Raw genomic sequence first — 15,533 nt, 5'->3', positions numbered from 1 at the left:
TAATATTTTTTAAATAGACGTGTTTAATCAGGGAAAGTAGAACGTCATCGAGCTGAAGTGTTCAGCAAAATTAACTTGATGAGGTTCTGCGATGAGTTTTGCGACGAGAAATAAAGCCTTCCGGTCGTCACCGATTATTCTTGCCGAATGGCAGCGCAGGTCTGACGCAGATGCCGTCGAGCGCCTTAAGGTTCTGGCAGAACTGGAAAATGCATTAACTGAATACTCTGACGATCAGGTGATCGATTGGTACGCGCATGAGGTGGAGTTGCAGGAGGGGTCGTCACTTCACGAAATTTATAATCCCGGCAGGCTTTTGTTTAAACAGATGCTCGAACATGGCGCTATAAAAAAAGGAGTTTTTCGCGCAGGAGCGTACAACCATAACGGTCTGATACGCGTCACATCTGATGGGGCATTTGAAGCCCGTGCCGTTGACGGTTGGGTAGACCTGGTTTCTATCAGCTCTCTTTATGTTTATGAAGAACTACACTCTGCACTAGACATGATTGCTGACATAGCCAGGGCAACGGGTGGATATGTATGGCCTGATCTGGATATTACACTCGATCAGTGGTTTACCTTCCATGAGATAAATCTGCCGAAAAACAAGGCCGACGTCAGGAATCTGCTGGCCTTGTTCAACTTTGATCCTCAAGTGAGTGAGCCCGGAAATTACTGGGACCATTTTCAGACGGATGACCCTACGTTGGTTGGATTAGGGGAAGAGCAGTTTTCGGAAATTCGTAAAGCGACTACAAAACTTATGCCAGCAAGAAAACTGCTGGTTGCTTTGCACAACGTCACAGGACAGCCCGCTGTATCGCATGAAAGTGCTGCCCGGATAGTGTCCGCATTTGTGAACGAGCCTGTTCCTCAGATTCTCGCCAGGAAATACCTGGATGAACTGGGCTGGTTCGGTATAAAAGAGGGGCAGGTTGCGTCTGAAAACACTCTCGCGCAGTTATTGATGACAGCCATGTTACTCAATCTGGATCCGTCAATTGGTCACATCCGTCAGCGTAAGATGGTTGAGGGCTTTGATCTGAATGCGTCAACCCACGTTGACAGGCACCCTTCAGTTGTTCTTGAAGAACTGACAGCGCATCTGCGCGCCAAACACTGGGTAGATCCTCAGTTGACCCCCTTGGTAGCGCATTTACTACTGTCACGGACGGCACCGGAGTTCCTGGTACCGGAAATTCCCACATCTGTGACCATGGGCTCAATTGCATGGGTCAATTTTTGTCGGGGCGTCGTGCTCGTAGAGGCGGTGAAGGCTGGCTCATCTCGAGTGCTGAACTATGCGCAGATCATGACTTATGCCGAACTGGAGCCGGTCAGTGAAGCGCAGAAGCATCTAAAAGATCTGGCGATGATCGACCCGATCGTCGATTGGGCGCTGCTCAACCAGATTGTCACAAGCACTGAACTTGCTCAGGCTGAGGAGGCCAGCACACGACGTGCGCTTGATGAATTCGAAAAGCACGCTGAGATGTTTGCACACATTGCTCGAACTTTTTCCACGCCGTTACCCAGCAGGGCGAACATTGCCCGTAAGGCACTTAAAGTAGCAGCACCGGGCTGCGATACGCTGGACGAAAAGGCACTCTCCGAGAAGGGAGGGCAGCAGGTCATGTCCATGGTCGATCTGCATCAATCGGGCGATTTGGTCACGGCTAAGTGGGACAGGCGCACAGTACGCCTGGTAACAAACGGGGTGCCCCGGCCGGCGATCAATTACAACCCGTCTGGTGTCAGCCTCTACACGCGCTACCCGAAACTGCTGCAACTTAAATCCTGTGACGAAGAACTGGATCGTCAGTTGGAGCTACATCTTGATGATCTGAACAATGCCATGTTGTCCACCGTCAAACTTGCCATAGCGCAGATGCCGGAGGCTGATCTGCAAGTCTTTTTAAATACAAACGTACACTTTTTCACGGTGCGTGAATCCGCTGTTTATACCCGTACGTATCGTGCCGGAGGCCCATTTACGTATGATTTCCCAAGAGAAACACAACAGAGCAGAGATGCTGCAACGGGACGTTTTGGCGTTGTCATGTGTGCGATGCGCGAAAACACGCTCCTCTGCTATGAACTATTCACTTCGCGCGGAGAAATTCGGAAAAACGACGCCTTGGGTGCTTTCATCACTCGAGAGCGGAAGTTGCAAGATTCCGAAAGGTTGTTTTTCCACGGCGATGTGAAAGATCAACAGGAGGTCACTGCTACGCAAAGCCTGCCACTCGATGTGAAGCGCTATACCCATGCGACGGCTGAAAATACTTCGATTACCTCCAGCATGGCAATCCTCGATAAACTGGGAACGCAGCCAAAACCGCGACAATCTTATGCTCCAAAGCACGGTTTTTATCAAACCTTCAACGATCCGAATGTCGAGGACCTCGCCGGATTCGTTTTCAGACATCGACCGTTCTTCAATGCACAAGAACTCAGTGAGTTGGTTCGCATACCAACGGACTTGGAACTCTCCATATTGGAGGGGGATCGATTGCTGACGTACTTCATCGACTTGGTCGTGCCGTTCAAGAGATGCATCGAGGACATTGCATCCGGTGAGCATGACAAGGTTGTAGACGGGGTTTATGGCTGTTTAATGGATGGTATCGGTCTGGTTGGAACCGTAGTGGGTGCCAGCACCAAAGCGTTGAGCATTTCGGCCAAGGCTATCTCCAGGACGTCGAAAGCCGCGCAATTCACCAAGTTGGCGTTCACCTCAGCCATTTCCCTTTTCAACCCGCTTGATGGTGTGCCCTCGGGTCTGCAAGCAGGTGGGAAACTGGTGCACAAGGGCCTGCTGAGATTCAACAAGAATACCCATGAGATCATTGCCAAGGCCAACACGCAGTTGCATAGGCTCAGCGGCCGCCGTCAATCCTATGCGTTGACCGACGTCACCAATAACGCGCATATGGGGCTGGGTAACTGGAAACCGCGTGCTACTGTCGGCCAGGCGACTGCCGTTTTGGCCGCACGTGATAACAACAAATGGTATGCGTTGAACCGTCGCGGCAATCTGTGGGGTAAACCACTGGACGGATTTGCTTATCAAGCGCCCTTGCAGTTGTCGTACTCACCCAAGACATTGCCGGTCGGTTATACGCGTAACTTCATCGAAAAAAGTCTGCCTCGGGCTCGAGCGAAAATCGATAACGCCATCGATACATTCACCAGACATGACTTCAAGCGCGATCGTGATCTGGTGATGAAGACATTATTCGGCGACACATCGGCGGTTGCCAATGATCGTCTGGTGAAATATCTGCGTCTGGTTCGCTTCGACTTTGCCGGTTTTTCACTGAGTAATATCGCTCTCGATGCACTCAAGGATACTGCCGTGCTTGCATCCTTCGATGTCGACAGTTACAAGCGCTGGAAGAAGGCGAGTTCCAGCGACGCGTCTGGAATAGCATTTGTTGAAATCTACACAAAAAACCTGAATAAACATTTTGTCAGTCTGGGTTTCAACCATGACGTGGTGGCAGACGACCTGATCCATGAGCTGTTTCATGCCAGCGCGCAAACCGCCGATGTCGGCTACGCCAGCGACACACAACTTAAAAGCGACAACGGGCAGCAACTGGATGTGGCTGTATTGCTGAATCTTGCGTCCGGTCGCCTGCCGGTGACAGAGGCGAGCACGGCCTGTCATGAGTCGTCCAAGGCTTTTGAAAACGCCGACTCCCTCGCAGTGGCCACTTCTTTGCTCAGTCAGCTGAGTACAGACAAAGTCACGTACGACCAGAACATGACGACAATCAATGCCGCACTCGCTGCCAGCAACGGAAAAGCGATTGTCGAACCGGTACTCATCACGTTGAACAAACTCTTCTGACGAGCAGCGCTGTCGCCAGTGCTTCTGGTCAGATTCACCGCCTCCGCCAGGATCAGTTGCTCAGCTCCAGCCGATCCCGAAACTGTTCCAGCGCTTCGGGATTGGCCAAGGCATCGGTATTTTTCACCGACTCCCCGTGCACCACGTTTCTCACGGCAAGCTCCACGATCTTGCCGCTGATGGTGCGCGGAATATCCGTAACGGCAACGATCTTCGCCGGCACATGCCGCGGTGTGGTGTTCGCGCGGATCACCTGACGGATCAGCTCCTGCAGGGGCTCACCCAGTTCAACGCCATCGTGCAATCGCACAAACAGCACCACTCGCACGTCGTCCTGCCACTGCTGTCCGATAGCTACGCTGTCGAGCACTTGCGGGACCTTCTCCACCTGCCGGTAAATCTCTGCTGTACCAATGCGCACACCACCGGGATTAAGCACGGCGTCGGACCGGCCGTGAATCATCATTGCGCCGTGGGGCAGTTGTTCGGCGTAATCGCCTTGCGCCCAGACGCCGGGGAACAGACTGAAATAGGATTTGCGCAGTTTTTCTCCGTCGGGGTCGTTCCACAGGCCAATTGGTATCGCCGGGAAATGCCGGGTGCAGACCAGTTCGCCTTTCTCGCCAATCACCGGTTGGCCGGCGTCATTCCACACCTCAACGGCCATTCCCAGACTCTTGCCCATGATTTCGCCGCGACGTACCGCCGACAGCGGATTGCCGTTGACGAAGCAGGAAACGATGTCGGTGCCACCGGACATCGAGGCCAGGCACACGTCGGCTTTGAAGTCGCGGTAGACGAAGTCGTAGCTCTGCGGCGACAACGCCGAGCCGGTGCACAGCAGGGTTTTCAGGCTGCTCAGATCATGGCTTTCGCGGGGCTTGATGCCGCTGCTCTCCAGCGTCGCGAGAAATTTTGGGCTGGTACCGAAGACGCTGACGCGTTCGTCCTGGAGCAGATCCGCCAAGCGCTGTTGTTCCGGATGAAAGGGCGAGCCGTCGTACAACACCACGGCACTGCCGACCGCAAGCGCCGAGACCAGCCAGTTCCACATCATCCAGCCGCAAGTGGTGTAGTAGAACAGGCGATCAGCGGGGCCAAGATCGACATGCAGCCCGTGCTCCTTGACGTGTTGCAGCAGTACACCGCCGGTGCTGTGGACGATGCATTTTGGTACGCCAGTGGTGCCACTGGAATACAGCACATACAGCGGATGCGCGAACGGTACCGGCACGAAACGCGGCTCGCCGCCGGGTTGGTAAAAATCCTCCCACAGCGTGACATTCGCCTGCGTCCGGTAATCCTGCACGCGGGCCTGCGGGCGCGCGTAAGGCACGATGATCAACTGTTGCAGCGTCGGCAGTTGCGCGAGGATTTCATTGAGTTTTGTTGTCTGGTCGATTTCCTTGCCGGCGTAGCGATAGCCGGCGCAGGTGATCAGCACCTTCGGCTCGATCTGGCCGAAACGGTCGATCACGCCGTAGGTGCCGAAGTCCGGAGAAGAACACGACCAGATCGCCCCGAGGCTGGTGGTCGCCAGCATCGCCACCAGCGTCTGCCAGGTATTGGGCATGCACGCTGCCACGCGATCACCGAGGCCGACGCCCGCCGCTTGCAGACTGGCTTGAAACCCGGCGACCTGACTGGCCAGTTCGGCCCACGTCAATTGCTCGCGCTGACCGTTCTCCGCCACGCTGATCACTGCCACGGCATCATCGCGCCGCCGTAGCAGGTGTTCGGCGAAGTTCAGGGTGGCGCCGGGAAACCATTCGGCACTGGGCATTTTCGCGCCTTCACGCAGGACCGCGTCGGGCTGGGTGTGGAAGCTGATGCCGAAAAAATCGACGATGGCCTGCCAGAACGCTTCGCGCTGATCGATGCTCCATTGGTGCAGGGCAGGGTAGTCGTCAAGGTTCAGCGCATGGCGCTGATTGACCGAGCGCCGGAACGTGTCCATGCGCGAATGGGCGATACGGTTGGCGTCGGGTTGCCAGAGGATATCGGACATTTGTTTGCCTCTTGTTATCTGAATCTCGCACAAGGTCAGGACCAATTAAATATTTACTGCGCCAACCAGCCACCATCAATATTCCACGCCGCCCCGCGCACCTGGCTGCCGGCCTCGCTGCACAGGAACAACACCAGTTCACCCAAGTGCTGCGGTGTGACGAATGCCAGAGACGGCTGTTTCTCGGCCAGCAAATCGTGCTGCGCCTGCTGCGGATCGACACCCGTGGCGGCACGGTCATCGATCTGCTTCTGCACCAGCGGCGTCAGCACCCAGCCCGGACAGATCGCGTTGCAGGTGACGTTGCTGGTCGCGGTTTCCAGTCCGACCACTTTGGTCAGGCCGATCACGCCGTGTTTTGCCGCGACATAGGCAGCCTTGCCGGTTGAACCGACCTGGCCGTGCACCGAGGCAATATTGATGATCCGCCCCCAGCCCTTGGTGCGCATGCCCGGCAAACTCAGGCGCGTGCTGTGAAACACCGACGAGAGATTGATGGCAATGATCGAGTCCCAGCGCTCGATCGGGAATTCTTCAACGGCAGCGACATATTGAATGCCGGCGTTGTTGATCAGAATGTCGACGCCGCCGAACTCGCGTTCGGCGTAGCTGACCATGTCGGCGATCTGCGCCGGGTCGCTGACATCGGCCGGGTGATGGCCGACCTTGCCGCCGAACTGCGCCACCTCGGCAATCACCGGGGCTGCATCGCCGAAACCATTGAGAATCACGTTGGCCCCGGCCTTTGCCAGCACGAGGGCGATGCCCAGACCGATGCCGCTGGTGGAGCCGGTAACCAATGCGGTCTTGCCAGAAAGAGTCGTCATGAATGCCTCACACAATGCCAGTGGCGTAGAAAGTGCCGATCACTACAAAAACCGCCAGGGTCTTGATCAGCGTAATACAGAAAATGTCTTTGTAAGCTTCGCGATGGGTCAGGCCGGTGACCGCCAGCAGCGTGATCACCGCGCCGTTGTGCGGCAGGGTGTCCATACCGCCACTGGCCATGGCGGCCACGCGGTGCAGCACTTCCAGCGGAATGTTCGCCGCGTGTGCCGCGCTGATGAACTGCTCGGACATCGCCGCCAGCGCAATGCTCATGCCGCCCGAGGCAGAGCCGGTGATACCGGCCAGCAACGTCACGGTGGTGGCCTCGTTGACCAGCGGATTGGGGATTTGCTTGAGCCAGTCGGCCAGCACCAGAAAACCCGGCAACGACGCAATCACCGCGCCAAAGCCGTATTCCGAAGCGGTGTTCATCGCCGCCAGCAATGCACCGCTGACCGCACTTTTGCTGCCCTCGGCGAGTTTGCTGCGAATCGCCTGAAAGCCGAACGCCAACACCATCAGAATCCCCACCAGCAATGCCGCCTGCACTGCCCAGATCGCCGTCAGTTTGGCGATTTCGGTGGTCACCGGCGTGGCCATGCCCGGCAGCGCGAGGCTGTGGGTCTTGCCGTACCACTGCGGAATCCATTGGGTAAACAGCAGATTCATGATGCCCACCGCCAACAGGGGCGACAGCGCAATCCATGGGTTCGGCAACTTCAGATCGGCAGCGGTTTCCGGCTCGTTGCGCAGTTCGCTGCCATAGCCTTCACCCGCGCGTTGCGCCTTGTTGCGTTGGCGCTGGAGAAACAGCATGCCGGCGCAGAACACGAAAATCGTGCCGATCACCCCCAGCCACGGTGCCGCCCATGCGGTGGTGTTGAAGAAGGTGCTGGGAATGATGTTCTGGATTTGCGGCGTGCCGGGCAGGGCGTCCATGGTGAACGAAAACGCGCCGAGGGCGATGGTGGCCGGGATCAGGCGTTTGGGGATATTGCTTTGGCGGAACATCTCTGCGGCAAACGGGTAGACCGCGAACACCACCACAAACAGCGAAACGCCACCGTAGGTGAGTAGGGCGCAGACCAGCACGATCACCAGCATCGCTTGTTTGGTGCCCAGTAGGCGAATCGCCGCCGCGACGATCGAGCGCGAGAACCCCGACAGTTCGATCAACTTGCCGAACACGGCGCCGAGCAGGAACACAGGAAAGTACAGTTTGATGAAACCGACCATTTTTTCCATGAACACCCCGGTGAAGGCGGGGGCGACGGCGGAAGGGTCGGTGAGCAGAACAGCGCCGAGGGCGGCGATCGGGGCGAAAAGGATGACGCTGTAGCCACGGTAGGCCGCAAGCATCAGCAGCGCAAGGGCTGCCAGGGCAATGATCACACTCATGGTGTGTCTCTCCGGAATTGTTATTTTTGTGGTTGAATCGGGTGTGGGAAAGGCTTTAGCGAGATCTGTGCCAAATATGTAAGTGATTGAAATATAAGAAGTTTATGTGGGTTCTTGAGTCGCGAACGCGTTATTCATCTCTGTTTTGAGATTGCGTTGATCGATTTGGCATCATCGCGAGCAGGCTCACTCCTACAAGGGTGAGGTGTACACCCGTCAAACTGTAGGAGTGAGCCTGCTCGCGATGAGTGCGAAGCACTCCTGTGTGTCTATCTATATATGGAGATATATGTCTCTTTGTGGAGACTCAAGCGATCCCCAGCGCCACCATTTTTTTGTACAGCGTCGACCGCCCAAGCCCCAAACGAGCCGCTGCCTCCGGTACCTTGCCCGCACACTGCGCAAGGGCAGATTGAATCAACTGCCGGTCAAATCGTTCCCGCGCCTGAGCGAATGTCTCTTCCGTCAGCACTTCAGCCATCGGTGCCGAAGTTCGCTCAACCCGGGTAAACGTGCCGATGGCCGCGCGTATGTCATGTTCTGTCAGCATCAGGTCATCACTGAGCAGCGCCGCCCGTTCCAGCACATTGCGCAACTCGCGAATATTCCCCGGCCAGGCATGCTGGCCAAGCAGGGCCAGCGCTTCGCGGTTCAGTTCATGCTGGCTGCGCAGCTCTTCAAGAATGGCTTCGCTGAGCGCCGGCAAGTCATCCAGCCGGTCCCGCAACGGCGGCACATTGATCGGCAATACATTGAGTCGGTAATACAAGTCAGCACGGAATTCGCCGCGCTTGATCGCCGCTTGCAGATCCGTCGACGTGGCGGCGATCACCCGCACATCGCTGTGAATCACTTCGTTAGAGCCCAAAGGTTCGAATTCCTTTTCCTGCAGCACGCGCAGCAGTTTGCTTTGCAGTGGCAACGGCATGTCGCCGATTTCGTCGAGAAACAACGTCCCACCCTGAGCGATTTGCAGTTTGCCGGTGCGGCCCTTGCGATCAGCCCCGGTGAAAGCGCCTGGCGCCGTGCCAAAAAACTCTGCCTCCAACAGAGCTTCGGGAATCGCCGCACTGTTGATGCTGACAAAGGCTTTGTGCGCCCGCGGCGAGGCGCTGTGTATGGCCTGGGCGAGTAATTCTTTACCGGTGCCGGTTTCGCCGAGCAGCAAGACCGGCGACTCGGCGCTGGCACTGCGGCGGGCGCGGCGTTTGACTTCGAGGCTGGCGGCGCTGGTGCCGATGAAATGCGCAAAGTTGTACTTGGTCTGGCGCGCCCGCAGCAAGGAGCGGGTCGACGCCAGTTCTTCCTGCATGCTCAGGTAGCGCTTGAGCATCGGCGAGAGGGTGCGCAACTCATCGAACAAGGCAAAACCGATGGCGCCGATCACGCTGCCGGCGTCGTCGTGAATCGGTAGACGCATGACCACCAACGGCTCTTTTGGCGTGTCCTGCATATCGAGCAAGATCGGCCGGCCGGTGCGCACCACGTCCCGCAAGAGACTGCCGGGGATCACGCTTTCACACGGCTTGCCGATGGCGCCGGCGGCGGACTCAAGACCAAACCGTCGGGCGTAGCGCTCGTTCATCCAGACGATATTGGCATCCCGATCGACAATCACCGTGCCTTCGCTCGATTGCTCGATGATCTCGAACAGCGAGCGGATCGCCAGGGTGCGAACCCGTTGGTAGTCCTTGAGGCTTTCGGTGGTGTTCATGCGGCGGATCCTGATTATGTGGCGCCAGTGCTGGCCCTTTCGCGAGCAGGCTCGCTCCTACAAGGCTCGCGGTTGTTCACAAGACCTGCGAACCACCATCCATTGTGGGAGCGAGCCTGCTCGCGATGGCCGCGACTCGGTTTCAAATCGAGCGCAGATTATGCCTACCCCGGATGCGCCGCCGCCAACAGCTCTTTGGTGTACGGATGCTGCGGCGCCTCAAACACGTCATGACTGGCACCGCGCTCGACCACTTTGCCGTCCTTGATCACGATCATGTCGTGCGCCAAGGCGCGGACCACCGCGAGGTCGTGACTGATGAACAAATAGGTCAAACCGTGTTTTTCCTGAAGCTGGCGGAGCAGGGCGACTACTTGTTTCTGCACCGTGCGGTCGAGTGCCGAGGTCGGTTCGTCCAGCAGGATCAGCGCCGGTTTCAGTACCAGCGCCCGGGCGATGGCGATGCGTTGGCGCTGTCCGCCGGAAAACTCGTGGGGGTAGCGATGACGGCTCTGCGGGTCCAGGCCTACTTCTTTCAGCACGCGGATCACTTGCTCATCGCATTCATCGGCGGTCGATTCGCAATGCACTTCCAGACCTTCGCTGATGATCTGCGCCACCGACATCCGTGGGCTGAGGCTGCCGAACGGATCCTGAAACACCACCTGCATCTGCCGTCGCCACGGGCGCAGCTGTTTCTGGTTGAGGCCATCGAGTGCTTCGCCCTGGAAGCGGATGCTGCCTTCGGAATCCAGCAGGCGCAGGATTGCCTGGCCCAGCGTCGACTTGCCTGAACCGGACTCACCGACAATGCCCAGGGTCTTGCCGCGCTGGATGTTCAGGCTGATTCCATCCACGGCGCGCAGGTATTGTTTGCGTTGAAACAGGCCGCCACCGACGACGAACTCAACCCGCAGATCCTCTACTTCCAGAACATTCTCACGTTCATCCCGGGGCAGGGCTTCGCCCTCAGGTTCGGCGTTGAGCAGAACGCAGCTGTAAGGATGTTTCGGCTCGGTGAACAAGATTTCGCAGGGCGCTTGCTCGACGATCTCGCCGGCCTTCATCACGCAGACGCGCTGAGCAATGCTGCGCACCAGATTAAGGTCGTGGCTAATCAGCAGCAGCGACATGCCCAAACGTTGTTGCAAGGATTTGAGCAGCAGCAGGATCTTGCGCTGCACCGTGACATCGAGGGCTGTGGTCGGCTCGTCGGCGATCAACAATTCGGGTTCGCAGGCCAGCGCCATGGCGATCATCACCCTTTGCCGTTGACCGCCAGACAGTTGATGCGGATACGCCTTGAGCCGTTCCTTGGGTTTCTGGATGCCGACGAGGTCGAGCAGCTCAAGAATCCGCTGTTGCGCAGCCTTGCCACCTAGGCCTCGGTGCAGCAGCAGGGTTTCACCGATTTGCTTTTCGATGGTGTGCAACGGATTGAGCGAGGTCATCGGCTCTTGAAAGATCATGGCGATGCGATTACCGCGCAGTTCGCGCAAGACCTTGGGTTCAGCCCCGACCAATTCCTGGCCGCGATAGCGAATGCTGCCGGTGGTTTGGGCCTCGCTGTCGGGGAGCAATTGCAAAATCGAATGGGCCGTTACCGATTTGCCCGAACCGGACTCGCCGACCAGTGCCAGACACTCGCCGGCGCGGATATCCAGACACAGATCACGGACCACGGTTTGGCCATGGAAGGCAACATTGAGATTTCGGATTTCAATCAGGTTGTCAGTCATGGCCACGCTTCAGGATCGGGGGTCGAAGGCGTCACGCAACGCTTCGCCGATGAACACCAGTAAAGAAAGAATCAGCGCCAGAGTGAAAAACGCTGTCAGCCCGAGCCAGGGTGCTTGCAGGTTCTGCTTGCCCTGGCCGATCAGTTCGCCCAGTGAAGCACTGCCGGCGGGCATGCCGAAGCCGAGGAAGTCCAGCGCCGTAAGCGTGGAAATGGCCCCGGTCAGAATGAACGGCAGGTAACTCAGCGTGGCATTCATGGCGTTTGGCAGGATGTGCCGAACAATCACTTTGCGGTCAGTCAAACCCAGGGCTCGTGCAGCTTTGACGTATTCCAGATTGCGCCCGCGGAGGAACTCGGCGCGCACCACGTCGACCAGGGCCAGCCAGGAAAACAACGCCATGATCCCCAGCAGCCACCAGAAATTCGGCTCGACGAAACCGGAGAGAATGATCAGCAGATAGAGCACCGGCAACCCCGACCAGACCTCCAGCAGACGTTGCCCGATCAGGTCGACCCAACCCCCGTAATAGCCCTGCAAGGCACCGGCCGTGATGCCGATCAGGGCGCTGACAAATGTCAGCATCAAGGCAAACAGAATCGATACCCGCGCACCGAAAATCACCCGCGCCAACACATCCCGCGACTGATCGTCGGTGCCCAGCCAGTTGACCGAAGTCGGCGGACTCGGTGCCGGTTTGTTGAGGTCATAGTTCGGCGTGTCGTCGCTGAACGGAATCGGCGGGAACAGCAGCCAGCCACCGTCCTTGCGGATCAGGTTCTGCACATAGTCACTGCGGTAATCGGCCTGGAACGGCAGTTGCCCGCCGAACTCCTGCTCGGTGTGGCGCTTGAAGACCGGGAAATACCATTGACCCTGATAGCTGACTACCAACGGCTTGTCATTGGCAATCAACTCGCCACCCAGCGTGACGACAAACAGTCCAATGAACAGCCACAACGACCACCAGCCACGGCGGTTTTTCTTGAAACGTTCGAAGCGGCGGCGGCCCAACGGCGAGAGCTTGAACATCAGGCGTTCCTCGCGGCGAAGTCGATGCGCGGATCGACGAGGGTGTAACACAGGTCGCCGATCAGTTTTATCAGCAAACCGAACAAGGTAAAGATGAACAGCGAACCGAACACCACCGGATAATCGCGCGACACGGCGGCTTCGTAGCTCATGCGGCCGAGGCCATCGAGGGAGAAGATCACTTCGATCAGCAGGGAGCCGGCAAAGAACACGCTGATGAACGCCTGGGGTATGCCCGACACCACCAGCAGCATGGCGTTGCGGAATACATGCCCGTACAGGACGCGACGCTCGCTCAAGCCTTTCGCCCGGGCAGTGACGACGTATTGGCGGGTGATTTCATTGAGAAACGAGTTCTTGGTGAGGATGGTCAGTGTCGCGAATCCGCCGATGACCAGTGCCGTCACCGGTAAAACCAGATGCCAGAAGTAGTCGGCGATCTTGCCCAGGGTCGACAGTGATTCAAAGTTGTCCGACACCAGGCCGCGTACCGGGAACCAGTTCAGCGAAGTGCCACCGGCAAACACCACGATCAGAAACATCGCAAACAGGAACGCCGGCATTGCGTAGCCGATGATGATCGCCGTGCTGCTCCAGATATCAAAATGACTGCCGTGATGCACGGCTTTGCGAATGCCCAGCGGGATCGAGACCAGATAGGTAATCAGCGTCGCCCAGAGACCGAGGGAAATGGTCACCGGCATTTTTTCAAGGATCAGGTCGGTGACCGTCGCACCGCGGAAGAAGCTTTTGCCGAAATCCAGGTGGGCATAGTTCTTGAGCATCAGCCACAGGCGTTCATGGGCCGGTTTATCGAAGCCGTACTGTTTTTCGATGTCCTTGATCAGTTGCGGATCGAGGCCACGGCTGGCGCGGGAGGTGCCGCTCATGGTTTCGCTTGAGCCGCCACCGACATTGGTCCCGCCAATGCCTTGCAAGTGCGCGATCGCCTGCTCGACGGGGCCGCCGGGCGCCGCCTGAATGATGACGAAATTGACCAGCAGTATGATCACCAGCGTCGGAATGATCAGCAGCAGGCGCCGTAGTATGTAACCCCACATCAGCGTGGCCCTCCGGGTCTGCCACGGGCGATTTTTTCCGCAGTCATCTGCTGATTGGTCAGGGCCGTGCTGCTGATTTCCCACCAGCTCTCGATGGCTTCGTCATTGCTCGCCTGCACCGACGGAATGCCGAAACGGTTCCACCAGACTGTCGAGGTACCCGGCGGGTAGTAATTGGGAATCCAGTAGTAGTTCCATTGCAACACCCGGTCCAGCGCGTGAGCGTAGTGCAGCATATCGGATTGGGTCGAGGCGCGGATCAGGCCATTGATCAAGGTGTCGACCGCCGGGTTTTTCAGCACCATGTAATTGTTGGCACCAGGGTCGTTGGCTGACGCCGATCCGAAGTAGTTAAGCAATTCGCCGCCCGGGGAGGTGGTGACGGGATAACCGGTGACGATCATGTCGTAGTCGCGGCTCATCAAGCGGTTGACGTATTGCGAGGAGTCGATCCGGCGAATATTGAGGTCGATGCCGATCTGTTTCAATGTGCGTTTGTATGGCAGCAACAGCCGGTCCATGCCGTTCTGGCTGACCAGGAAGGTGAAACTCAGCGGCTCGCCCTCGGCATTTACCAGTTGATCGCCATCCGGTTTCCAGCCGGCCTGTTCAAGCAGTTCAAGGGCCTGCAACTGTTTGTCGCGGATCAGTCCGCTGCCATCGGTTTTCGGCGCCTCGAAGACTTTTGTGAAGACTTCCTCGGGAATCTGTCCGCGCAGTGGCTGAAGAATTTTCAGCTCTTGCGCATCAGGCAATTCCCGCGCCGCGAGATCGCTGTTGGAGAAATAGCTTTGCTGGCGGATGTACAGGTTGCGCATCATCTGCCGGTTGCTCCACTCGAAATCCCACAGCATCGCCAGTGCCTGGCGTACGCGACGATCCTGGAACATCGGTTTTTGCAGGTTGAACACGAAGCCTTGCGCCGATTGCGGTGCTTCGGTGGCCAAGTGGGCTTTTTGCAGACGCCCATCGCTCAGGGCGGGGCTGTCATAGCCGATCGAATAACCGGTGGCGGAGAACTCACGGTTGTAGTCATAGGCACCGCCGCGCAGCACTTGTCGCGCAACATCGGTGTCGCCGAAGTATTCGATGCTGAAGTGGTCGAAATTATAGAGGCCGCGGCTTACGGGCAAATCCTTGCCCCACCAGTCAGGGTTGCGTTCGAACGTGATACTGCGCCCCGAATCGACTTTGCCGACGCGATAGGGGCCACTGCCCAGTGGCGGTTCGTAGCCACCGCCGCCAGCGAAATCGCGGCTCTTCCACCAGTGTTCGGGGAATACCGGCAGGGTCGCGATATCGAGTGGCAGGGTGCGGTTTTCGTTGCTTTTGAAATCGAAACGCACGGTCAGCGGCGCTTCCACTTCGACGCCTTTGACGTCGGCAAACTGGGTGCGATAACGCAGGCTGCCCTGGGTCATCAACAGGTCGTAGGTGTAGCGCACATCTTCGGCGGTGATCGGTTTGCCATCAGCGAAGCGGGCCTTGGGATTGATGAAGAAACGCAGCGACAGACCGTCGTCCGAGCGCTCCATCTTCTGTGCAACCAGGCCGTAGACGGTGTAAGGCTCGTCCATCGAACGCTGGGCCAGCGGCGAATACAGCAGGCCGTCGATCTGGGTGACGCCGATGCCTTTGTCTATATAAGGAAGCACGTGGTCGAAGTGACCGATTTCAATCGCCGAGCGGCGCATCGTCCCGCCCTTGGGGGCTTGCGGATTGGTGTAGTCGAAGTGACTGAAGCCCGCAGGGTATTTGGCAGGTTCGCCATACACGGTCAACGCATGTTGCGGTGCGGCGTTCACACCGGCGGCGCCCGACAGCAGGGCGAGGGCGGTGAGCATCAATGTGGGGAAAACCAGTCGCATTGTCAGCCTTGGAACGGTTCGTCGAT

9 protein-coding genes are annotated in these 15,533 nt (G+C 57.6%); 1 reads left to right on the top strand and 8 read right to left on the bottom strand.

Features of this window, described 5'->3' with window-relative positions; all coding sequences use genetic code 11:
- Positions 1–91 precede the first annotated feature (91 nt).
- A complete protein-coding gene (locus JFT86_RS22725; RefSeq protein ID WP_201238412.1) occupies positions 92–3,859 on the top strand; it encodes a hypothetical protein in 3,768 nt (1,255 codons plus the stop codon).
- Between the two features lie 52 nt (positions 3,860–3,911).
- Here JFT86_RS22725 and JFT86_RS22720 read toward each other — a convergent pair whose 3' ends face one another.
- From JFT86_RS22720 to JFT86_RS22685, 8 genes are all read right to left on the bottom strand, one after another.
- On the bottom strand, positions 3,912–5,867 hold the full coding sequence (locus JFT86_RS22720) for an acetoacetate--CoA ligase (RefSeq protein ID WP_201238411.1): 1,956 nt from the start codon (positions 5,865–5,867) through the stop codon (positions 3,912–3,914).
- Between the two features lie 53 nt (positions 5,868–5,920).
- A complete protein-coding gene (gene hbdH, locus JFT86_RS22715; protein ID WP_201238410.1) occupies positions 5,921–6,694 on the bottom strand; it encodes a 3-hydroxybutyrate dehydrogenase in 774 nt (257 codons plus the stop codon).
- Positions 6,695–6,701: 7 nt separating this feature from the next.
- Complete coding sequence (locus JFT86_RS22710; protein WP_201238409.1) at positions 6,702–8,093, bottom strand: GntP family permease; 1,392 nt, start codon at positions 8,091–8,093, stop codon at positions 6,702–6,704.
- A 307-nt stretch (positions 8,094–8,400) separates the two neighbouring features.
- Positions 8,401–9,807 carry a sigma 54-interacting transcriptional regulator gene (locus tag JFT86_RS22705; protein WP_201238408.1) on the bottom strand — a complete coding sequence of 469 codons (1,407 nt, stop codon included), beginning with the start codon at positions 9,805–9,807 and terminating at the stop codon, positions 8,401–8,403.
- Between the two features lie 164 nt (positions 9,808–9,971).
- Positions 9,972–11,546 (bottom strand): ABC transporter ATP-binding protein, encoded by a 1,575-nt coding sequence (locus JFT86_RS22700; protein ID WP_201238407.1) that lies wholly within the window; start codon positions 11,544–11,546, stop codon positions 9,972–9,974.
- Positions 11,547–11,555: 9 nt separating this feature from the next.
- Positions 11,556–12,578 (bottom strand): ABC transporter permease, encoded by a 1,023-nt coding sequence (locus tag JFT86_RS22695; protein ID WP_201238406.1) that lies wholly within the window; start codon positions 12,576–12,578, stop codon positions 11,556–11,558.
- The gene (locus JFT86_RS22690) at positions 12,578–13,639 is read right to left on the bottom strand and encodes a microcin C ABC transporter permease YejB (protein WP_201238405.1); all 1,062 of its coding nucleotides are present in this window, start codon (positions 13,637–13,639) and stop codon (positions 12,578–12,580) included. Before JFT86_RS22690 ends, JFT86_RS22695 begins: the two co-directional genes overlap by 1 nt.
- On the bottom strand, positions 13,639–15,507 hold the full coding sequence (locus JFT86_RS22685) for an extracellular solute-binding protein (protein ID WP_201238404.1): 1,869 nt from the start codon (positions 15,505–15,507) through the stop codon (positions 13,639–13,641). Before JFT86_RS22685 ends, JFT86_RS22690 begins: the two co-directional genes overlap by 1 nt.
- Positions 15,508–15,533: the final 26 nt, after the last annotated feature.

Source organism: Pseudomonas sp. TH06 (assembly GCF_016651305.1).
Taxonomy (GTDB): Bacteria; Pseudomonadota; Gammaproteobacteria; order Pseudomonadales; family Pseudomonadaceae; genus Aquipseudomonas.
The sequence above is the reverse complement of the archived record's forward strand: the minus strand, read 5'-3'. Positions and strand labels throughout refer to the sequence as shown.